Annotated in this window: 23 protein-coding genes; all 23 read right to left on the minus strand. The window is 56.8% G+C overall.

Annotated elements, in window-relative coordinates:
* Window positions 1–32: 32 nt before the first annotated feature.
* The gene (thrC, locus tag B5F28_RS03875) at window positions 33–1,499 is read right to left on the minus strand and encodes a threonine synthase (protein ID WP_087293563.1); all 1,467 of its coding nucleotides are present in this window, start codon (window positions 1,497–1,499) and stop codon (window positions 33–35) included.
* A 37-nt stretch (window positions 1,500–1,536) separates the two neighbouring features.
* On the minus strand, window positions 1,537–1,896 hold the full coding sequence (locus tag B5F28_RS03880) for a YraN family protein (protein WP_087293565.1): 360 nt from the start codon (window positions 1,894–1,896) through the stop codon (window positions 1,537–1,539).
* Window positions 1,897–1,898: 2 nt separating this feature from the next.
* Window positions 1,899–2,501 (minus strand): ribonuclease HII, encoded by a 603-nt coding sequence (rnhB, locus tag B5F28_RS03885; RefSeq protein WP_087293567.1) that lies wholly within the window; start codon window positions 2,499–2,501, stop codon window positions 1,899–1,901.
* The gene (gene ylqF, locus B5F28_RS03890) at window positions 2,498–3,406 is read right to left on the minus strand and encodes a ribosome biogenesis GTPase YlqF (RefSeq protein WP_087293569.1); all 909 of its coding nucleotides are present in this window, start codon (window positions 3,404–3,406) and stop codon (window positions 2,498–2,500) included. Before ylqF ends, rnhB begins: the two co-directional genes overlap by 4 nt.
* On the minus strand, window positions 3,403–3,942 hold the full coding sequence (gene lepB, locus B5F28_RS03895; protein WP_087293571.1) for a signal peptidase I: 540 nt from the start codon (window positions 3,940–3,942) through the stop codon (window positions 3,403–3,405). Before lepB ends, ylqF begins: the two co-directional genes overlap by 4 nt.
* A gap of 98 nt (window positions 3,943–4,040) precedes the next feature.
* A complete protein-coding gene (rplS, locus tag B5F28_RS03900; RefSeq protein ID WP_164474883.1) occupies window positions 4,041–4,382 on the minus strand; it encodes a 50S ribosomal protein L19 in 342 nt (113 codons plus the stop codon).
* 159 nt (window positions 4,383–4,541) lie between these two features.
* Window positions 4,542–5,186, minus strand: coding sequence for a TIGR03936 family radical SAM-associated protein (locus tag B5F28_RS03905; protein WP_087293575.1), 645 nt, complete (start codon window positions 5,184–5,186; stop codon window positions 4,542–4,544).
* The gene (locus B5F28_RS03910) at window positions 5,158–7,029 is read right to left on the minus strand and encodes a TIGR03960 family B12-binding radical SAM protein (RefSeq protein WP_087293578.1); all 1,872 of its coding nucleotides are present in this window, start codon (window positions 7,027–7,029) and stop codon (window positions 5,158–5,160) included. The genes B5F28_RS03905 and B5F28_RS03910 overlap by 29 nt, the downstream gene beginning before the upstream one ends.
* 57 nt (window positions 7,030–7,086) lie before the next feature.
* Window positions 7,087–7,503 carry a zinc metalloprotease gene (locus B5F28_RS03915; protein WP_087293580.1) on the minus strand — a complete coding sequence of 139 codons (417 nt, stop codon included), beginning with the start codon at window positions 7,501–7,503 and terminating at the stop codon, window positions 7,087–7,089.
* Complete coding sequence (locus B5F28_RS03920) at window positions 7,500–8,327, minus strand: M23 family metallopeptidase (protein WP_087293582.1); 828 nt, start codon at window positions 8,325–8,327, stop codon at window positions 7,500–7,502. Before B5F28_RS03920 ends, B5F28_RS03915 begins: the two co-directional genes overlap by 4 nt.
* A 138-nt stretch (window positions 8,328–8,465) precedes the next feature.
* Complete coding sequence (gene ppk1, locus B5F28_RS03925; RefSeq protein ID WP_087293585.1) at window positions 8,466–10,604, minus strand: polyphosphate kinase 1; 2,139 nt, start codon at window positions 10,602–10,604, stop codon at window positions 8,466–8,468.
* Between the two features lie 6 nt (window positions 10,605–10,610).
* Window positions 10,611–10,982, minus strand: coding sequence for a ComEA family DNA-binding protein (locus tag B5F28_RS03930; RefSeq protein WP_087293586.1), 372 nt, complete (start codon window positions 10,980–10,982; stop codon window positions 10,611–10,613).
* A 165-nt stretch (window positions 10,983–11,147) separates the two neighbouring features.
* Window positions 11,148–12,095 carry a transketolase family protein gene (locus B5F28_RS03935; RefSeq protein ID WP_087293588.1) on the minus strand — a complete coding sequence of 316 codons (948 nt, stop codon included), beginning with the start codon at window positions 12,093–12,095 and terminating at the stop codon, window positions 11,148–11,150.
* 5 nt (window positions 12,096–12,100) lie between these two features.
* Window positions 12,101–12,943: a transketolase gene (locus tag B5F28_RS03940; RefSeq protein WP_087293590.1), complete on the minus strand. Its 843-nt coding sequence runs from the start codon at window positions 12,941–12,943 to the stop codon at window positions 12,101–12,103.
* Between the two features lie 12 nt (window positions 12,944–12,955).
* Entirely contained in the window at window positions 12,956–13,777 is an 822-nt protein-coding gene (locus B5F28_RS03945; RefSeq protein WP_087293592.1) for an HAD family hydrolase, read from the minus strand.
* A complete protein-coding gene (locus B5F28_RS03950) occupies window positions 13,765–14,697 on the minus strand; it encodes an RluA family pseudouridine synthase (protein ID WP_087293594.1) in 933 nt (310 codons plus the stop codon). The genes B5F28_RS03945 and B5F28_RS03950 overlap by 13 nt, the downstream gene beginning before the upstream one ends.
* Window positions 14,684–15,181 (minus strand): signal peptidase II, encoded by a 498-nt coding sequence (gene lspA / locus B5F28_RS03955; RefSeq protein WP_087293596.1) that lies wholly within the window; start codon window positions 15,179–15,181, stop codon window positions 14,684–14,686. The genes B5F28_RS03950 and lspA overlap by 14 nt, the downstream gene beginning before the upstream one ends.
* 86 nt (window positions 15,182–15,267) lie before the next feature.
* Window positions 15,268–16,041: a DivIVA domain-containing protein gene (locus B5F28_RS03960; protein WP_087293598.1), complete on the minus strand. Its 774-nt coding sequence runs from the start codon at window positions 16,039–16,041 to the stop codon at window positions 15,268–15,270.
* A 27-nt stretch (window positions 16,042–16,068) separates the two neighbouring features.
* A complete protein-coding gene (locus B5F28_RS03965; protein ID WP_087293600.1) occupies window positions 16,069–16,866 on the minus strand; it encodes a YlmH family RNA-binding protein in 798 nt (265 codons plus the stop codon).
* The gene (locus B5F28_RS03970) at window positions 16,850–17,296 is read right to left on the minus strand and encodes a cell division protein SepF (RefSeq protein WP_087181445.1); all 447 of its coding nucleotides are present in this window, start codon (window positions 17,294–17,296) and stop codon (window positions 16,850–16,852) included. The genes B5F28_RS03965 and B5F28_RS03970 overlap by 17 nt, the downstream gene beginning before the upstream one ends.
* Before the next feature lie 158 nt (window positions 17,297–17,454).
* Window positions 17,455–18,672: a biotin/lipoyl attachment domain-containing protein gene (locus tag B5F28_RS03975; protein WP_087293602.1), complete on the minus strand. Its 1,218-nt coding sequence runs from the start codon at window positions 18,670–18,672 to the stop codon at window positions 17,455–17,457.
* An 85-nt stretch (window positions 18,673–18,757) separates the two neighbouring features.
* Entirely contained in the window at window positions 18,758–19,705 is a 948-nt protein-coding gene (gene miaA, locus B5F28_RS03980; protein ID WP_247643395.1) for a tRNA (adenosine(37)-N6)-dimethylallyltransferase MiaA, read from the minus strand.
* Complete coding sequence (gene mutL / locus B5F28_RS03985) at window positions 19,698–21,770, minus strand: DNA mismatch repair endonuclease MutL (RefSeq protein ID WP_087293606.1); 2,073 nt, start codon at window positions 21,768–21,770, stop codon at window positions 19,698–19,700. Before mutL ends, miaA begins: the two co-directional genes overlap by 8 nt.
* Between the last annotated feature and the right edge of the window lie 12 nt (window positions 21,771–21,782).

A 21,782-nucleotide genomic window follows, 5' to 3' on the forward strand; every position in this document is an offset into this window, starting at 1 on the left:
CGGCAAACATGCGAAGCGGCACTGCTGCTTTTTTACAGGATTTTTGCGATCTCGCGGATCTGCTCCGGTTCGATCTCCCGCTCAAAGCGTTCCGGCTGCCCCTGCAGCGAAGCAAGCGCCTGCGGCGCGGGGACATTTGTGTGTGCGGCCAGCTGCCGCATCGCCTCAAATTCGTCCTCCGGCACCGGATGACCCAAAGCCTTCAGCACATCGCCGGGGAACTTAAAGGGGCTTGCAGTGGACAGCACCACCATAGGTGCCCCGGAAGAAGTTTCGTTCTTGTATTCCTGCGCCACGCGGAAAGCCACCGCCGTGTGGGGATCGCACAGATACTGATTGTCACGGAACATAACGCTGATCTCTTCAGCGGCCTGTTCATCATCCGTGCAGCCTGCGGAGAAAATCTCCTGAATCTTCTCCAGGCACTGTGCATCCACCTGATAGTGACCCTGGGTACGCAGCTCTTCCATCCATCCGCTCACCTTTTCGGTGTCCTCGCACATGTGGTACAGCAGGCGCTCCAGATTGGAGGACACCAGAATATCCATAGAAGGCGATGTGGTGCGGTAGAAGGTGCGGCGGGCATCGTAATGACCAGTCTTCAAGAACTCGGTGAGCACATTGTTCCGGTTGGACGCGCAGACAAGCCGGCCCACAGGCAGGCCCATCCGCTTGGCGTAATAGCCGGCCAGGATATCGCCGAAATTGCCGGTGGGTACACAGAAATCCACCGCGTCGCCCATCTGAATGCGACCCTGCTCCAGCAGCTGCCGGTAAGCGGCAAAGTAGTACACGATCTGAGGAGCCAGACGGCCCCAGTTGATGGAGTTCGCACTGGACAGGCACACATTCTGCTCGGCCAGCTGACGGCCCAGCTCCTGATCTGCAAAGACCTTTTTCACACCGGTCTGTGCATCATCGAAGTTGCCGTTCACCGCATACACAGCCACATTATCGCCCTGCTGCGTGGTCATCTGCAGGCGCTGCACCTGGCTGGTGCCGTGGGAGGGGTAAAACACCGCGATTTTCACACCGGGAACATCCTGATACCCGGCCAGAGCTGCCTTGCCGGTATCGCCGGAAGTCGCAACCAGAATATAGGTCAGTTCACTGCGCCCCAGCAGCTCCTTGCCCTTGACCAGAAGCTTCGGCATGATCTGGAGTGCGTAGTCCTTGAAGGCGCAGGTGGGGCCGTGCCAGAGTTCCAGCGAATACAGATCCTCGTTTACCGGGCGAAGGTAGCCGGCTTTGCCTTGAAATGCCGCACCGTAGGTCTTCTCTGTAGCTTCCGCCACAAATTCCTGAGGATATCCCGGAAGGACAAGTCCAAGCACATAGGCCGCCAGGTCTGCATAGCTGCCCTTTTCACAAGCGGTTTTCAGGTCTGCCTGAGGGAAGGATTCCGGTACAAAGAGTCCGCCCTCGGAAGAAAGGCCCTGAACAATGGCCTGAGCTGCCGACACCCGGCTGCCCGCGTTCCGCGTACTGAAAAATTGCATGGTAGTTGTCCCCTTTCTTTTCTGTGGATCTGCAGTCTTACGCCTGAAATGCGTCCTGAATGCAGTGTATCGCAAAACCACCCTGGGGCAGAGTCAGCGCCTCCACCACATCGAACCGGATCGTCTTTTCCAGCAATCCGTTGGTTTGCAGGTAAGCTTGTGCAGCCAGCAAAATACGCTGCTGCTTTGCCCGGGTCACCGCCTCCTGCGGTCGGTACCAGGCATTTTCCGCGCGGGTCTTGACCTCTGCGATGACCACAAGCTCTCCCCTTTGCAATACCAGATCCAATTCGCCCTGGCGGGTTTTGTAGTTGTGGTCCAGCAGCTTATAACCGCGGTTCATGTAATAACGGGCGGCAGCAGCTTCTCCGCGCCGGCCCGTAGCCTGAGCATTCATCCTCAATACCCCAGCTTCTTCAGGAAGGAGCGACGGTAGAAGGGCTGAATGCCGTATTGCTGAATCAATTCATAATGCAGCTTGGTGGGATATCCCTTATGCTTTGCCAGCTGATACTGGGGATACTGCCGATCCAGCTCCAGCATGAACCGGTCCCGGCTGACCTTGGCCAGAATGGATGCCGCACCGATGCTGGCGCTGGTGGCATCGCCCTTCACCTGAGCTCCCGCCGGAATCGAAAGCTCCGGCGGGACACGATTACCGTCCACCAGAACATATTCCGGCCGGATGGAAAGCTGCTCCACCGCCTGACGCATACCGTCCATAGTAGCCCACAGGATGTTTTTCTCATCGATCACCGCAGGCTCCACCATCACAATGCTGTAGGCCAGCGCTTTTTCCAGAATCACATCAAACAGCTGCTCACGCTTTTTTTCACTGAGCTTTTTGGAGTCGTTGATCCCCTCGATGGGATTTTCCGGGTCCAGAATGACAGCTGCACAGCAAACCGGACCGCACAGCGGGCCACGGCCTGCCTCGTCCACACCACAGAAAACACCCTTTTCCCGGCGGAGCTGCTCGTCGAATTCATACAACGCGTTCATTCCTGCACCTCTTGCTCCTGGGCCTGCTCCATCTGATAGGGTTTTTCCAGGGTGATGCGGCTCCACTTGCTGGCGCGGAACTCGTCCACCAGCATGATAGCCGCCCGCTCGGTGTTTACCTCGCCGCCGCTGATCAGCATGCCGCGCTTACGGCCGATGGCCTCCAGCAGTTCCCAGGGTCCCAGCTGCAGCTGCTCCTCGCTGAGCTTGTAACACTCGGCCAGCTTCTCCGGATAAATCTTCTGCATCTGACTAAGCAGGCCCATGGCCAGCTCTTCAATATCCAGAATGTCATCCTTGATGGAACCGATGAATGCCAGGTTTGTGGCAGTCTCCAGGCTGTCGAACTTTTTCCACAGCACACCGGGCATATCCAGCAGGTCGTAGTTGCCCACGGTAACCCACTGCTTGCCGCGGGTCACGCCCGGACGGTCTGCCGCCTTGGCGCGTACCTGGCCCGCAAAGTTATTGATAAAGGTGGACTTACCCACGTTGGGGATGCCTACCACCATGACCCGGATACGGGCGCCGCCCATGCCCTTGATGGCCCGGCGGGCAATCAGGTCCTCCAGTTCCTTTTCAATGGCGGTGCGCACCTGCGCGGCACTGCCCTTCTGCTTGGCACTGATGGCCACGCAGCCGGCGCCGGAAGCCCGGAAATACTTCACCCAGGCATTGGTCAGGGTCGGGTCCGCCAAATCCGCCTTGTTCATCACATACAGGCGAGGCTTCTGCTCGGTGATTCGCTGAATCTCCGGGTTCAGGCTGCTCATGGGAATGCGGGCATCCAGCAGCTGCAGAACCGCATCCACATTCTTGATATTTGCCTCCATCAGCCGCAAGGTCTTCATCATGTGACCGGGGAACCACTGGATATTGCGGCGGTTGATCATATCGTTGCTCATTCGATCCTCCCAAATGCGTTCAGCGGGAAGATGCGCCACAGCACCTTGCCCAGAATATCCCGTTCATCGATCAGGCCCACACTCACAAAGCGGCTGTCGGTGGAATGCTGCCGGTTATCACCCATCAGAAACAGCTGTCCCTCCGGCACCGTCAGCGGGAAGCCGATGTTGCCTTCAGTATAAGTGGGCTCGGCGGTATAGGGCTCGTCCAGGGCTTCGCCGTTTACATACACGATACCCTGCTCTGCGTCGATATCCACCGTATCACCGCCCACGGCGATCACACGCTTAACCAGCGGTTTACCGTAATTGATGTAGCCATCCACCACAACCACATCCCCACGCTGGGGTTTGTAAAAAGTGCTCTGCACCAGCAGACGGTCCTGCTCATGCAAGGTGGGCTCCATGGAATGGCCATCCACCACTACGATTCGTGCGCAGAACGCAAAGATCAGAACCAGGGCGGCCAGCGCGAACACTAACGCGTCGTACCAGTCCAGCAGGTCCACATTTTTGCGGAAACGTTTTTCTTCCATTGGGTACATCCTCTTTCCAGGGATTTACAGAACGCATTTCACATTTTACCATATAACGAAAAAAGGGGCAATATAAATTGCCCCTTTTTTGTCGATTATCAGATCTGCTCCTTAACCTTGGCAGCCTTACCGGTGCGGCTACGCAGGTAGAACAGCTTCGCACGGCGAACCTTACCGCAGCGAACAACCTCAACCTTCTCAACGAAGGGGGAGTTCACGGGGAACACGCGCTCTACGCCAACGCCGTAGGAAGAACGGCGAACGGTGAAGGTCTCAGCCACGCCGCCATGCTTCTTGGCGATTACAGTGCCCTCGAAGGCCTGAATACGCTCACGCTCGCCTTCCTTGATGCGAACGGAAACGCGAACGGTGTCGCCAACTTCGAACTTGGGCTTGTTCTCTTTGATCATGCCCTCGGTGATAATCTTCATTGCGTCCATTGTAAAATCCTCCATTTTTATCGACGTTCGTACCCGTGCAATGGCCGCACAGCAGAGGACCGCCTGTTTTAATGATATACATTAACCCCGCTGGTTGGAGCCAGCGAACACTAACGCCTAAATATCATATCACAGCCTTGTGCGTTTTGCAAGGTCTTTTTATCGAAAATCCGTTTGATCTTCCAGCAAAAGTGCGGTACGCAGCACCGAAACATCGGTGGGGTTGAGTCCGCAGTGCTCCTGCATGAAATTCAGCCAGAGCGAGGGATTCAGATTGTTTCCCTCTCCTGCAGTCAGAAGCAGTTCTGCCTGCAGTTCATTCTCCTTCTGTTCAGTCTCGATGCGGGGCAGCGCCTGCTTCAGGTCGATCTCCTTATGGCCGCGCTTGGTCTTTTTCTGAATGACCGCGCTCTCCAGCTGATTGTAGGCATCCACACTGGCTTGGGCACTCAGCGGCATGCGCAGCTGATAGCGCGCAAAACAGATTTTCTCTGCCTTGTACTTGGGAAGTGTGACCCGGGTCACCTTGATGCCCAGGGGCATCACCCGATCCAGAGCCTGCCGCCAGTCTTCCAGGGGAACCTTCTCCAGCTCGGTTTTCACATCCACGCTTTCCACCAGGCTCTCCTGGCCCAGCGGCAAGGGGTTAGCAAAGGTCATATAGATATGGGGATTAAAGCCCATGGTATACCACACCGGAATGCCGCTGCGCTTGATGGAGCGCTGCATAACACGCTGCAGGTCCAGCAGCGAAATGTAGGAGGCCTCCCCTGTCTTAGTGAACCAGATCCTTACTGTAGTCAAAGCAGGCACCTCCCAACAGTTTATTTGCTCCGCAGGCACTGCATACCCGATTGCAGGGCTGCGTGGTCTGCGCCATGGTAGCTTTCTTATATTCCCGCACCAGGAACTCGTGGCTTACACCGTAATCCAGATGACTCCAGGGAGTAAGCTCGTCCAGTTCGATGAACCGGTTGGCGTAGAAAGCGGTATCCATATTGAACTCCCGGAAGGTCTCCAGCCAGGTATCGTACTGGAAGCACTCATCCCAGCCGTCGAAGAAGCAGCCCTTGCGGTAAGCAGCCTCGATTACCGGAGCCAGACGGCGGTCGCCCTTGGCAAACACCGCCTCCAGAAAGCTGGTTTTGCTGTCGTGATAGTTCACATGAATCTTCTTGCTGTGAACGCTGTGCAGCAGGTGCTGCTGCTTTTCCCGCAGCATCTGCTCGGTATCCTGGGGAACGAACTGGAAGGGAGTGTGCGGCTTGGGCACGAAGCAGGCACAACTGATGGTCACCTGAACGCCGCGGCCCTTGGGCTTATTGGGGTTGGCGTAGTACAGCTCCACGATCTGCTGAGCAGTTTTGGCAATCCCCTCAATGTCCTCCAGCGTCTCGGTGGGCAGACCCATCATGAAGTACAGCTTTACCGAGGTATAGCCTGCGTTGAAGGCCAGGGTGCAGCTCTTTTCGATCTCATCCCAGGTAATGTTCTTGTTGATTACATCACGCAGCCGCTGGGTACCTGCCTCCGGCGCAAAGGTCAGACCGCTCTTGCGCACCTTGGTGGTTTTCTCAATCAGGCTCTCGGTGAAGTTATCAATACGCAGCGAAGGCAGCGAAATGCTTACATGCTCTTTCTCAGTCCAGGGAGCCATGTCGTCCAGCAGGGTTTCCAGCTGGCTGTGGTCCGAAGTGGACAGACTGGTCAGGCTGATCTCTTCGTAGCCGGTGTTGGCGCACAGATCCTGCGCCGCCCGGTTGAGCAGCTGGGCATCCCGCTGGCGCATGGGCCGGTAAATGAAGCCCGCCTGGCAGAAACGGCAGCCTCGCACGCAGCCTCGCAGCACCTCGATCTGGGCACGGTCATGCACCGCACCTACCATGGGCACCACAAAGTTGGTGGGCAGCTTCTGGGTGTTCATATCCTTGATGATCGCCTTATGGATCACCGCCGGGGCGCAGTCCTCATTGGGGGTGATAGCCTGGATGCGGCCATCCTCTTTGTAGCTCACATCGTAGAAGGAAGGCACATAGCAGCCTTCGATCTTGGCCAGACGGCGCAGAAGCTCCTTCTTGCTGATGCCCTCCTTCTTGGCCTGCTCCACAGTGGCGCACACCTCGGGCAGCTGCAGCTCACCCTCGCCCAGCATCATCATATCGATGAAGTCGGCAATGGGCTCAGCGTTGCACACACAAGGACCACCGGCCACCACCAGAGGCCAGCTCTCGTCGCGGTCCTTGCTGTACAGCGGGATTCCCGCCAGATCCAGCATAGCCAGGATGTTGGTGTAGGACAGCTCGTACTGCAGGGTAAAGCCCACAATGTCAAATGCAGTCAGCGGGTCTTTGCTTTCCAGCGCGTAGGTGGGGATGTGCAGCCGCTCCATCTCCTGCTTCATGTCCAGCCAGGGCATGAAGGCGCGCTCGCACCACCAGTTGGGGCGCTCGTTCAGCAGCTCATACAGAATCTTCATGCCCAGAAAGGACATGCCCACCTCGTAGGTGTCCGGGAAGCAGAATGCAAACCGGAGGTCCACATCCTCTTTGTTTTTTATAATGCACCCGGGCTCGCCGCCGGTATAGCGGCCGGGCTTCTGTACCCGTGCCAGGGCCTCCTTCAATTTCGGATCAAACACTTGCTTCATTCCTTTGCAATTTGAATGTTACAGTTCATTTTAACCGATTTGCGCCGGAAATGCAATTTATCCGCCAAAGAAATTATTCCAGATCCGTTTGCCGTCCAGTGGACCTACCGGCAGCAGGTTGAATCCTCCCACCAAAAGGTTGGTTCCCAGGAAAAACCAGCCCCAGTAGCTGGCGCTATACAACATCCACAAATACGCCATTCCGGCTGCAATTAGATTGACCGCCGGGCCGGCAGCAGCCAGAATTCCCTCCTTGCAGGGAGACAGCCGGGCGTTTCCCAGGCATAGCCCGATCCCGCCGGGTGACAGCTCCAGCATCGGCAGTGTTCCAGTAAAAACGATCCAGGCTGCAATGTGCCCACTCTCATGAAGCAGCGAACACAACAGACTGATTCGCAGAATGCCCAAGGGATCGTGCGTCAGCCCGAACCACAGCCCGAACAGCAGCAGCTCTGGCTGCCGCAGCCGGATCAAGTGCCCGCCTCCAACGCCTTGGTGGGATCACAACGCACATCATTGCAGAAAAGCTCGAAATGCAGATGCGGTCCGGTGGCAGCCCCCGTCTGGCCCACCGTCCCCAGAACATCGTCCAGACTTACCCTCTGTCCCTGCCGTACAAAGATATACTGCATGTGGCAATACCGGGTAACCAGACCATTTTCGTGAAGGATCTGCACATAGTTTCCGTAGGAAGAATTCCATGCACTCTTCTGCACTATGCCGCTCCAGGCCGGATGAATAGCAGTCCCCTCCGCTACTGCCAGGTCAATCCCGGTATGAAAATCAGCTTTTCCGGTAAAGGGATCACTGCGCCAGCCGTAGCCGGAGGTGATCACATATCCCCGTACGGGCAGCGAGAGCGCATTTTCCGGCTCCGGCGCTTCCAGAGAACTGCCCTCCGGCGCTGCCCGGCGACTCCATCCGCCCGCACCGTACCCCAAAGTCAATGTGTTCTCTCCCGAAAGCTGCCCGATCGTCTCCACAGCCTGTACGCTCAGATCATGGATCGCCGCGCTTGCAAATTTCACCAACTCTTCCTCACCGGACAAAGCAATCCCCTGGTACCGCAGCTGACGGTATCCATCCTGAAAGGATTCGTAAAGCTGCGGCGACACCGAGCGAATGTACACAACGCAAAGCAGAATCAGCCCGCAGATCAGAATCTGCAAAGAAAGCACCGGGTTTTTTCGTTCCGAATTCTGCTGCCGGACCGGCGGCGGACGCAGCAGCTGTTCCACTTCCTGCCGACTGGCAAACACAGGGGGGGTCATCGTCTCGTTGGTTTCCACATTCCACATGGGCCTTCCTCCTTTTTGCGGCTGTGCATAAAAGCGCTACTGCATTTCTATGCCGTTTGACTCCGAAATAGGTCTTTTCCGTAAAAAACTCCCCTGCCCGAAGCAATTGCCCAGGCAGGGGAGTTCCATGTTTACTGTTTACTTTTTCCTGGCACGAAGCAAGCCGGTGATTTTCTGCAGCAGACCGGGCTTCGGTGCGGGCGCCGGAGTCACCGGGGGTTCCGGCAGCACGAAGCCGTCACGGAAGGCATCGTACAAAGCCATCTGGCTGTCCACACGGGGTGCTCCCGGCTCCGCCTTCACCTTGGAATAGCTGCCATCCGGCTTCATTTCCCGAGCGTTCACATTGTCATTCAGCTGCAGTTCCAGAATCTGACGCAGCTTATTGGCAAGCGCACGGTCCGGCACCTTCAGGCCAACCTCCACCCGGCGCTCGGTGTTACGGGTGAGGAAGTCACCGGATGCGATGTAGATTCGCATATCGTCGCCATCACCGAAGCAGTAGATGCGGGAATGCTCCAGATAGCGGCCCACAATGCTGCGAATCCGCAGATTATCGGTACGACCGGGAATCCCGGCAGTCACGCAGCAGATGCCGCGCACAATCATATCCACCGAAACGCCGGCGCAAGACGCTTCCGACAACTTTTCAATCACGTTTTTGTCGCTGACCGAGTTGTTCTTCAGGATAATGCGGGCGGGCTTACCTTCTTTTGCTTTCTGAATCTCCCGGTCCATCTCCTCCAACAGAACGCTCTTGAAGCACAGCGGAGCCACCAGCAGATACTTGGTGTTGCTGGTCAGCCGCTCCACCGCCAGATTGTTGAATACCGCAGCAGCCTCTTCGCCGATTTCGGTACAGGTGGTCACGTAGGAAAGGTCGGTATACTGCTCACTGGTCTTTTCGTTGTAGTTGCCGGTGCCGATCTGGGTGGTATAGCGATACCCTTCCTTGGTGCGGCGGGTGATCAGGGTCAGCTTGGAGTGAACCTTGTAGTCATCCAGACCATACAGTACCGTACAGCCGGCCTCTTCCAGCTGCTTGGACCAGTCGATGTTGTTCTGCTCATCGAAGCGAGCGCGCAGCTCCACAACTGCCACTACTTCTTTTCCGTTTTCCGCCGCGGCAATCAAAGCCTGTACAATCTGGGAGTCCCGCGCCATCCGATACAGCGTCATCTTGATGGAGATGACCTCCGGGTCAAACGCCGCCGCCATCAGCATCTTGATGAAGGGGCGCATGCTCTGATAAGGGTATGCAATCAGCACATCATTCTTCTGCACCGCCTCGCTCAGCTTATATCCGTGAGGTGCCTGCATCGGCTTGGCCGGTGCATAGAACAGTTCACTGTGGCCCTCACTTTGCAGCCGGGCCGTAAGCTTGAAGCAATAGGAAAGGTCCAGAGGACTGCTCTGGTTAAAACACTGATGTGCAGGCAGCACCAGCTTTTCGCACAGGTAATTCTTTACCTCCTGCGGGGGCTGGTTCCAGAACTGAATGCGCACCGCCGCCAGCTTACGCCGCTTTTTCAGCAGCTCGCTCATCACCTGACGGTAGTCGATGTCCTGGTCGAACATGCCTTCCTTCACATCAATATCCGCGTTGCGGGTCACCCGGAACAGGCACTTTTTCTGCAGAATCGGGAAAACCAGCTCTGCATAGTGGTAGATCAGCTCCTCCACCAGACCGTAGTACACCGCATCGTCCTTTTTCAGATACAAAACCCGCTCAAATTGGTTCCCGATTGGGATCAAACCGAAGGACAGGTTGGCATCCCCCTTTGCCTTCAGGGTAGCGCACAGATAAATCTCCTGATTTCGCAGGAACGGGAACGGATGCCGGTGGTCGATAATCTGGGGAGAAAGCACCGGGAACAGCTCGCTCTGGAAATACTTCTTCCAGAACTTTTCGTCTTCCTTTTCCAGATTTTCAAAATCGATCTTCCGGTAGCCGATCTGCGCCAGATTATCCCGCAGCTTGGTCACGTATTTGTCACATTGGTCCTGCAGCAGAGCAGTTTTGGGCATGATGGCCGCCAACTGCTGAGCAGCCGTCATATTGGTCTTATTTTCAGTAATCTCGTTTTTCAGCAACGTCCGGTCATACAGCGAACCAACACGCACCATAAAAAACTCATCCAGATTACTGCCGTAAATCGCTGCGAATTTCATCTGCTCCGCCAGGGGAACCGTTTTGTCCTTGCTCAGAGCCAGCACACGCTTATTGAAATCAAGCCAGCTGAGCTCGCGGTTGATGTAGATGTTGTTCTCTGTCATCACGATCTATCTCTCCTCTTTTTGCATCTCGTCCGATTCGATGTAAAGCCTTGAACGCCAGGCCTCAATGCTCTTTGCAGATATGCCATCGACCTGATCCAGCTCCTCTATGCCGGAAAACGGCCCGTGCTCCTCTCGATAATCCAGGATGGCCTGCGCCTTTTTCTCACCGACACCGGGGAGCGAACACAACTCCTCCAGTCCCGCAGAGTTCAGATCAACCAGCATCATCTGCTGTACATCAAATTCCTCCGAGGCAACGGTCCGATAGCCCGGCTGCCAAAACGGCACACTGAACCCGACTGCTCCCGCCAGCAAAAGTACAAACGCAGTCACGCAGCTCAGCAGCACCTTCCCGGTCGTCCGATCCCCTTCCATTTCGTGCCGCACCCTCTTTGTTCGACCGTATTCTCTGATCGTTTTTGCCGAACACGGTCTTTTTTCTATTATATCACAAATCCCTGGCAGTGTTTGTAAAGATATACAAAAATCTCCCGTTCCGATATTCCATCGGAACGGGAGATTTCAAACCACAGATAAGAATCAGCGGGCCACGCGCTCGCGCACCTTCTGAGCAATGGCCTCAGCGGTGAGACCGTAGTGCTTCAGCAGGTCATTGGCAGGGCCGGACTGGCCAAACGCGTCCATGATCGCAATGGGAGAAACCGGGCAGCAAACACCCGCACCCACCATAGCTTCACAAACCGCACTGTACAGGCCGCCGATCACGCTGTGCTCCTCAGCGGTCACAATGCAGCCGGTCTCCTTTGCGGCGTTCACCACAGCCTCCACATCCAGAGGCTTGATGGTGTGCATGTTCACCACACGCACCTGAATGCCTTCCTGAGCCAGCTGCTCCGCAGCCTCCAGAGCACGGGCAACCATCAGACCGGTAGCAATGACCGTCGCGTCCTTACCCTCGCGCAGGGTAACTGCGCGGCCCAGCTCAAAGTGGTAGCTTTCCGGATCATTGATCACGGGCACTGCCAGACGGCCCAGACGCAGATAAGCCGGGCCCTTATAATCAGCCAGAGCATAAACTGCCTGGCTCGCTTCGGTATCGTCAGCGGGATTCACCACGACCATGCCGGGGATACCGCGCATCAGAGCGATGTCCTCCACGCACTGGTGAGTCGCGCCGTCCTCGCCCACAGAGATGCCTGCATGGCTGGCACAGATCTTCACGTTCAGATGGGGGTAGCCCACCGAGTTGCGGATCTGCTCATATGCACGCCCGGTGGCAAACATGGCAAAACTGGAAACAAAGGGAATCATCCCGGCAGCAGCCATGCCAGCCGCAATGGAAACCATGTTGCCCTCCGCAATACCGCAGTCAAAATGGCGCTCAGGGAATTTTTCCTGGAACATGCAGGTTTTGGTGGACTCTGCCAGGTCCGCATCCAGCACAACGACCTTATTGTTTTCCGCGCCCAGCTGCGCCAGGGTGCGGCCATAGCTCTCACGGGTAGCGATCGGTTTTGTCTGCATCATCGTTATTATACCTCCAGTTCAGCCGCCGCGGCGCGCAGCTCTTCGATAGCCTGTTCATACTGCTGCTGATTGGGGGCCTTGCCGTGCCAGCCAGCCTGGTTTTCCATAAAGGATACGCCCTTGCCCTTTACCGACTTCTGTACGATCACGCTGGGCTTGCCCTTCACCTGACGCGCCGCGCTGAACGCAGCGTCCAGGCTCTCGAAATCATGGGCATCCGCAGTAAATACTTCCCAGCCAAAGGCGCGGAACTTCTCATCGATGGGGTACACCGAACAAACATCGCTCACATTGCCATCGATCTGCAGGCCATTATTATCCACCACAGCGATCAGGTTATCCAGCTTGTGGTGTGCCGCGAACATGGAAGCCTCCCAAACCTGGCCCTCCTGCAGCTCACCGTCACCCAGAACCGTGAACACACGCCAGTCAGCGCCCTGAGTCTTGGCAGCCAGCGCCATACCCACAGCAGCAGAAATGCCCTGACCCAGGCTGCCGGTGCTCATATCCACACCGGGGGTACCTTTCATATCCGGATGGCCCTGCAGCATCGCGCCCAGGTGACGGAACTTCTTCAGTTCCTCCCGGTCAAAGAAACCCTTCTGCGCCAGAATCGAGTAGAGTGCGGGGCAGGTGTGACCCTTGGAAAGCACCAGACGGTCACGCTCCTCCCAGGAAGGATTCTTGGGGTCTACCCGCATCTGTACCTCGTAGATATAGGTCAGAGTGTCGGCTACCGACATCGATCCGCCCGGATGACCGGAAGCGGCGCTGTACACTTCGCTCAGAACGTCCTGCCGCACCTGATTTGCCATACGCTTCAGATGGTTCATCGTTTGTTTGTCCATGCTGTTCCTCCGTTATTTTCCCTCTTGTTTTTTAACCAATGCATACAGGTACTCGCCCACACCTCCGTCTGTGCAGCGGGCCACCACCTCATCGGCGGCATTCTGCACCTCCGGCGGCGCGTTGCTCACGGCCACCGAATATCCGGCGGCGGCCATCAGCTCCAGATCATTGAAGTAATCGCCGATCACGATGGTATGTTCTATAGGGATGAGTTCCCTGCGGCAAAGCTCTTTCAATGCGGACGCTTTCGAGACCTGCTCCGGCATGATCTCGAAGTAAATAAAATTGGTAGGCACAAATTGCAGCCCGGGGTAGCTTTTGTCCGCGAAATACTGCTGCACCTTGAACAGGGCAGCAGGATGCGCTGCAAAAACCACCTTGGCCCAGTTCGCCGGAACCTGCTCCAGCGGACAGAGCACACAACCCATTTTTTCGTCCTTCATATGTGCGGTGGTGTATTGGTTGGCTCGCACCACATACGGCCGGCCCTCCTCCACCATGATTTCCACACCCAGATCCGGAAATGCAGCCATTGCTTCCTCAATGGCTCGCACAGCGGATTCCTGGTTTAGGAAATGCTGATCCACGGCTTCATTCGTATGCAGATCGTACAGCACCGAACCGCCGCACGCAATGGCTGGGCAGGAAAGCTCCAATCCCTGCAGCGCCGCCTGAATCGATTCCGGCGGGCGTCCGGTGGCCACCGTAAAACGCCCTCCCATAGCCATAAACAGCCGGATGGCTGCCAGATTGCAATCCGGGATGCCCTCCTTGGCGGTGAGCAGGGTGTTATCCATATCGCAAACCACAAGATAATTTTTCAGTGGTTCCATTCCTCCTGCTCCTTTCCCAGCGAGCGCAAAAAGCGGTTAAAATACTCCGGCAGCTCGCTGTCGAATTCCAGATACTCGCCGGTGATCGGATGCACAAATCCCAACGTTTTTGCATGCAGGCATTGCCCCTGCAGGCTCTTGATCACATTTTTCGGTCCGTAAACCGGGTCACCGGCCACCGGATGGCCGATGCTGGCCATATGTACCCGAATCTGATGGGTCCGGCCCGTCTTCAATCTGCACTCCAGATGGCTGAATCCCTGATAGCGCCCCAGCACATGATAGGCCGTGTAGGCATATTTGGAGTTCTGCTCCGTAACTGCCATCTTTTTCCGGTCGATTTTATGGCGGCCGATGGGCGCTTCCACAACCCCCTCATCGTTTGCAAAGCCCCCGTACACCACCGTCTGATACACCCGGTTGATGCTGTGCACTGCCATCTGCTCCGACAACCCGGTATGGGTGGCATCATCTTTTGCCACCACCAGCAGACCGCTGGTATCCTTGTCGATGCGGTGGACGATGCCCGGGCGCACCACGCCTCCAATACTGGAAAGACGCCCCGCGCAATGATACAGCAGCGCGTTTACCAGCGTACCGTCCGGATTGCCGGGTGCCGGATGGACCACCATGCCCTTGGGTTTGTTCACCACCAGAAGGTGTTCGTCCTCATATACAATATCTACCGGGATATCCTGGGGCACCGCATCCAGCGGCTGCGCCTCCGGAACCTCTACACAGACAGTAATTCCCGGCTGGATCTTCTGATTTTTCGCAGCAGGCTTGCCAGCATAAAGCACGCCTCCCTGTTCCATCAACTGCTGCAGTGCGCTGCGGGAAAGTCCGGTTTGGGTGGCCAGGAACCGGTCGAGCCGTTCCCCCGCTTGCTCCGGCTGCACCACAAATTCAAATCGTTCCATCCGTTTTTTCTCCAGAAACCTTCTTTTTGGCAGCCAGTTCCTCCAGAATCAGATTCAGGACCAGCAGGCCGATTCCTGTGCAAACCAATACATCTGCCAGGTTAAAAATCGCAAAGCGGATAAAGAGAAAGTTAATGTAATCCACAACCTGATGATTGAACACCCGGTCGATCCAGTTGCCGATTCCGCCTGCCAGAACCAGAACCCAGGCCCAGTATTCCAGTTTCCGGTCCGGACGCTTGATCAGCAGATAGGCCGCAATGGCTACCATCGCCACGCTTGTGAACGCAATCAGGAAAAACTGCTGACCGCTGAAGCTGCTGAAAGCAGCACCATCGTTCAGATAATAGCGAAGCTCCACCACACCGGGGATGAGCGGCATTGCCCCCACAGGTGCAAGCACCGCCGTCGCCCACAGCTTAACGAGCTGATCCAAAATCACAAGCAACGCCACCACGGCGGCGGTAATCAATACAGTTACCAAAACAAATGTTCTCCTTTAATCTTCCGATTCGCAGCAAAGGCGGCGCCTTTTTTCAAAACGCCGCCTTCCCTAGTGCCTTATTCCGATCAATCGGTGAACTGGATTCCCTTGAATCCCTGGAACGCAGGAGCCTGCTCAGGCTGCTCTTCCTGCTTGGGCTCCTCGGCGGGCTGCTGACTGAAGGTCTGTGCAGAGAAATCCTCCTCAAAGAACTCCTCCACAGTATCCAGCATATTGCCGGCCGGCTCACCGGACTGCTCCCCGTAAAGCTCGGACAGATCGGGGAACTGCATAGTCTCCGCCTTCGGCTCCTCCATGGCGGGAACCTGCTCAGGCTGTGCTTCTTCGGGCTGGGATGCTTCTTCCTGTACCGGCTCCACAGTTTCCACCACGGGCTCGATCTCCTCTGCCTCCTCATCACCGGGCAGACCGCTGATCAGCTCGATGTGCTGCTTATACATGGCCAGCAGAGTGTTTTTGAAATGAGCCACCTCTGCCTTGACGCGTTCCAGCTCCTGCTGCTGCTCCTCGCTCTGCTCCTGAGCCACCCGGGTAAGCGTATCGGCCCGGATACCAGCCTCACGCAGCAGAGACTCCGCCTTCTGCTTGGCTTCGCGGATCACGCTTTCGCCCATCCGCTGTGCGTTCAGCAACGCAGTCTTCAGGTTGTCTTCGTCCCGGCGGTATTCTTCGATCTTCTCCGCAAGGATGTACAGTTTCTTTTCCTTGTCGGCGTTGTCCGCGGCCAGCTGCTCCATATCCTGAGCCACCTGCTGCAAAAAGGCGTCCACGTCCTCCGGCCGATATCCACGCATGACCTTATCGAACGTGACGCTGCGGATTTCCTGCGGTGAGATCATAATCTAATTCCTCCAGTGCTTCTGGTATCAGTATTGAAAAAATGTAATAAATTGGCGATCTTTTTTGCTTTTACCGCCGATTTCTTCCAAACGAAAACGACCGCTCCCTCGCACCGTGAACAGGTCGCCCTGATACACCGGTGCATGCGGGTTGCTCACAGCCACATGGTTGATTTCCAGCCGACCGCCTCGCACAAGATCAGCAGCCTGCCCGCGACTGCATCGAAGCATCGCCGCCAGGACCGCATCCGCCCGAAGGGACGAAACTGTAGCGTTCTGCCGAGTCCTCTCCGGCTCCTGCACCGGAATCTCGCCATAAAAACGCTCGGTGTGAACGGAATATCGACCCACACTGGCCAGCTCATTGCAAAGCAGCTCCGCTGCCGGCTCCAGTGCAAATACATAGGCCGTACCGGGCGCCTGCGGGTCCGGTACGATGTCGCCGATGCTGGACCGATCCAACCCAAGGCCCAGGACCGCACCCAGATAGTCCTTGTGGGCAGGCACATCCTGCGCGTGAAAGCACTCCACCCGGACACAGGCAATGGGCGGGGTCCCGCAGGACCCCACCGGTTCGATGCACAGAATCTTTCGCTCCGCAAAGGGATAGCCCCCATCAAAGGAATATTCCTCGCAGCTTTCCCGGTTCAGCGCGGCCTGCGCCAGTGTCTGTTCCCGGTCGCTCAGAAAAGAGCTATAGCGCGCGATTCCCTTTCGCATGGCGATCCCGCACAGATCCTGAACCCGGCGCATCACCAGACGCTCCTGATCGTTCTGCGGCGGAACAAAACCCCGCTGGGCAGCCGAATCAGAAGAATACGCCATTGCTCTCCAGCTCGTCCAGCAGATCGCCCATAATATCCACGTTATAGGGGGTGATGATGAAGGTGCTGTTGGCCACACGCTTCATCTGGCCGTTGTTGGCATAGGCCACGCCGGACAAAAAGTCCACCAGACGGCGGGAAACCTCTTTGTTCGTGGACTCCAGATTCAGCACAACGGTGCGCTTGGCGTTCAGGTGATCCGCCACGGTGCTGGCATCGTCAAACCGCTCGGGCTTGACCAGAACCACCTGCAGCTGAGTGGTGGCATTGATGTTTACCACCTTATTGCGCTTGCCGGTATTTTCCGGCGGATAATCCTCTTCCGGGGCAGCGCCGCCGCGGGAGGGATTGATGAACATATCGTCAGTATCGTAGTAATCGTCTTCGGCTTCGTCACCCACGCCCAGCATGCTTTTCACTTTATCAAACATCTTTCATTGCTCCTTCCAATGTGCATTGACAAGATTGCCCTTTTTCATGCAAGAAAAATATAAAATCAGTTAGTATATATTATCGCCGTTTTTCGGCAACCTGTCAACAAACAAAATTATTTTTTTGGCTTCTTCCATAAATTTTCACGCAGCTGTGATCAGCTCAGGATCTTTCCATCCCGCAGGTCCGTTCCTTCCACGATCACTTCATCAAACATACGCAGTTCGTTGTCGGTGCCGACCTTTCCGTCCTCTGCCACCAGCATATACTCCTCGTTCTGGTAGACGATCTGGATTTTACGCCAGCGGGCCAGGTTGCCGTACTTTACATACACGCCCTTTTCACCATCCACAATATGCAGAGCGTCAGTGTCCACACGGAGACCTTCGTATGATTCAAAGTCGATCTTCGCCTCCTCCAGGGAAAGGCCCAGCACATCAGCACCGATGTATTCACAGTGCAGCACGAATTTGGCAAGGCCCTGCTCTTCATTCAGCTCAACGGACTCTACCGTGGCCGGAAGCGTTTTCTCCGCCGCGCCCGGGAAGCTGATCTGTACACTGGATACATTCTCAAACTTCTTGCCCTCTTCCAGGCTGCAGGTGGCGTAGAAATACCAGGTATAGCTGGTCACAATTTTACCTGCACCCTCCAGAGGCTGTACTCCATCGCCATTTTCAATGGACTGCGCCAGCGTGGCCGCGTCCATTTCATTCAGCTGTTCCCGGGTGAACGAGAGCAGATCGGCCGAATCAGAGGCCACGAAATAGCCGCCCACCGATGCAGAAATGGTTGCAGGCTGACCCAGCTGAACTTCCACCTGCTCCTTTTGTGCCTGCAGCTCCTGTTTCGCATGATCAAAATTTCTTACCGCACCGGTCATAATCTGGATTTTGTTCGCTGCCAGAAGGTACTGATTGCCTGCTTCTTTCACCCGATCATAGGCTTGCATGTCGATGCAGTCCAACAGATCGTACAAAGCATTCTGCTGCTGCTTATAGAGCATATCCACATCGGTGCCGCTGGTGTTTTCGGATTTTTCCAGCAGACTGAGCTGGGTCTCCAGCTCCTCCAGTTGACGGCGGCTCTGGGCCTGCTCGGCACTGGTATAAACCTCCGCCACCGCGGTACCCGTAGCCACACGCTCACCGTTCTCCACCAGGTAGCCCAGATCCCCGCTGCCCTCTACGGTGGTCTGGTCGAACACCACATATCCGTTAGCGAAAACGCTGTCGGACATGGTGTATTCCACCGCCGTTTCGGTACGGTAGGGCCGGTTCAGGATGGCAAACAGCTGAACCCCCAGATACACGGCCGGCAGCACGAGCACCGCCAGCACCACCGCTGTGATGATTTTTTGTTTGGAGCTTCGCATGCTTCGCTCCTCCTATTGCAATGAATTTGAGCTGAAGCCGTCCGCCGGACGGCCCTGTATTTCCCGTTGTGATCTGGCCACAGGTTCACAGTCCGGCATCCGGCCGCGGCCAGCGCTCCTGAATAAAGGCCCAGGCCTGCTCTTCCAGATTTCCCCGCATGCCATCCAGCCAGATGGTCTGGGGCATCCGCCTAAACCAGGTGAGCTGCCGCTTGGCGTAATTGCGGGATGCCTGCTTGAGTTTTTCCACACAGGGCTCAAGCGTGCTCTCCCCGCACAGATACGGAAAAAATTCCTTGTATCCAATGGCCTGCGCCGCAGTCCGGTAGGTACCCCGGTGATCGTAGACCAGCTGTGCCTCCTCGAGAATCCCCTGCTCCAGCATCAGATCCACCCGGCGGTCGATCCGCTGATACAGAACACTCCGGTCCTCAAATCCGATGCAGAACAACAGACTGTCATAAGGTGGCTGGGCCGGTTTTGATTCCGCCCGCTGCCGGGTCATGGTAACGCCGGTCACCTGGAACAGCTCCAATGCCCGCAGCACCCGCCCCACATTGTTGGGATGGACTGTAGCTGCGTACTCCGGGTCGATCTGTGCCAGCTTTTCGTGCATGGCATCGGCCCCCAGCCGTTCCGCCTCTTCTTCCAGCTGCCTGCGCACGGCTGGGTCGGTCTTTTGCTCAGCAAAGCGAAGGCCGCACAGCAGGCTTTCCATATAAAGGCCGGTTCCGCCCACCAGCACCGGCAGCTTGCCCCGGGCGCTGATGTCCCGGATGCACCGGTCTGCAAGCGCGACAAAATCTGCCACGCTGAAGGCTTCCTCCGGCGCAAGGAAGCCCACCAGATGGTGGGGTACTCCCTGCATCTCCTCTTCGGTCACCTTGGCGGTGCCCACATCCAGCCCCCGGTAGATCTGCATGGAATCCACACAGACCACCTCGCCGTTCAAACGCTTGGCCAGCTCCACCGACAAAGAGGTCTTGCCGGAAGCTGTGGGTCCGCCGATGGCGAGAACTCTTGGTTTATCCAATCCGCCCAAACTGTTTTTCCAGCTCCTTCTTCGTCAATTTCAGCACCACCGGTCTGCCGTGAGGGCAGAAGGGCGGCACCTTGCCGTCCAGAATATCCTGCGCCAGATGCATCAGCTCGGCGCTGGCAGTGCGGTCGCCTGCCTTGATCGCTGCCCGGCAGGCGATGGAATGCAGCACCCACTCGGTCTTTTCGCTCAACGCATCCCGGCTGCCCCGTGCCAGTTTTGCAGCCAGCTCACAGATCAGGTCTTCCACGTCCGGAGTCTCCACATCGGCCGGGACCGAACGGACCAGCACCGTGCTGCCGCCGAAATCCTCGGTTTCCACACCAGCATCCCGCAACAGGACCTCATGCTCCAGAATGGCGTTTTTCTCTTCGGCGGAAAGATTCACCGTGACGGGAGCCAGCAGCAGCTGGCTGCTCACCTTGCCGTAATCCGCGGCCAGCCGTTCATACAGAATGCGCTCGTGGGCTGCGTGCTTGTCGATCAGGCACATCTCCTGCCCGCGCTGGGTGATGATGTAGGTTTTAAACACCTCTCCCACGTATTGCAAGGACTGGCTGGTCTGCTCCGGCTCCATTGTCTGCTGCCGGGGCTCCTGAGACTCTGCCGCAGGCTGAGTAAATGCAGTCTGTTCAGCAGACTCTTCCGGTTTCGCCGGTTCTGGCCGCGGCACGGGCTGTACTGCAGCCGCGCCCCACTGACCGGCCGGTTCTTCTTTGAGCTCCTCCGGCTCGGAATATTTTGCCAGCGGCACCGGCTCTGAATGGAATCCTTCTCCCACCGGCTTCGCAAAGCTGCTCTGACTGTTTTGCCAAACGCGAGAGAGGCGCGGGGCGTCCTCTTCATCCGGCACCGTGACGATGGGCTCCAACGGCTCTTCCTTTTTGGGCAGAACCGGCCAGATTCCACTGATTTCCGCCTTTTTCGGTTCCATTTTGACTGTAAAGTCATCTTGCTTCACAGCAAAATTAAATATTTTTTTCGTTGCTTCCGGCTGCGCCGCGGACTGCTTGACCGGCTCCTTTTCGGGCGATTGACCGGCAGCGAACTGGAACTGCTGCTCCCCGCTGCCGGGCTGACCCAGCGCGTTTTTCACCGCGCCGTAAACTGCATCAAACACATCGTTCTCCCGGGCAAAGCGCACCTCGGTTTTAGCGGGGTGCACGTTCACATCCACCAGCTGTGCGGGCATATCCAGCATCAGCACACAGCCCGGGAACTTGCCCTGCATCAGAGTTCCCCGGTAGGCGTTCTCCATGGCGGCCATCATGGTGCGGTTCTTTACGAACCGCCCATTGATGAAGAAGAACTGCATACCCCGGCTGGCCCGGCAGGCTCGGGGCGGAGTGATCAGGCCGGACACGGAATAGTTGCCCATGCTGCTTTTTACCGCCAGAAGGTCCCGGGCAAACTCCTTGCCCAGCACCGCATAGACCGCGCTGCGCAGATCTCCGTCGCCGGGAGTCTTGTAAAGCAGTTTACCTTCACGGACAAAAGACACGCTCACCTCGGGGTGAGACAGGGCGATCCGGCTGACCGTCTCACCCACAAAGGTGCCCTCGCTGGAATCCTTCTTCAAGAACTTCATCCGGGCGGGGGTGTTGTAGAAAAGATCCCGTACCGAGATGGTGGTGCCGATGGGCCGGGCCCCCGGCTCCATGCCAAGCTCATCCCCGCCCTCGATGCGGTAGCAGCATGCAAACTCGTCCGGCTCGGTGCGGGTGAGCACCTCCACCCGGGCCACGCTGGCAATGGAGGCAAGCGCCTCGCCGCGGAAGCCCAGGGTGTGGATGCTTTCCAGATCCTCCTGGGTTTGAATTTTGCTGGTGGCGTGGCGGATAAACGCGGTGGAAATGTATTCCGCCTCGATGCCGCTGCCGTTGTCCGCCACCTGGATCAGCGAAACGCCGCCCCGTTCAATGGTGACCGCAACCTTGGTGGCTCCGGCGTCGATGGAATTCTCCAGCAATTCCTTCACCACGGAAGCAGGCCGCTCCACCACCTCACCGGCGGCGATCAGCTCTGCGGTATGCTTGTCCAGAATATGTATGACCGCCAAATCGGGTCACCT

The sequence above is a fragment of the Gemmiger sp. An194 genome (genome assembly GCF_002160145.1).
Taxonomy (GTDB): Bacteria; Bacillota; Clostridia; order Oscillospirales; family Ruminococcaceae; genus Allofournierella.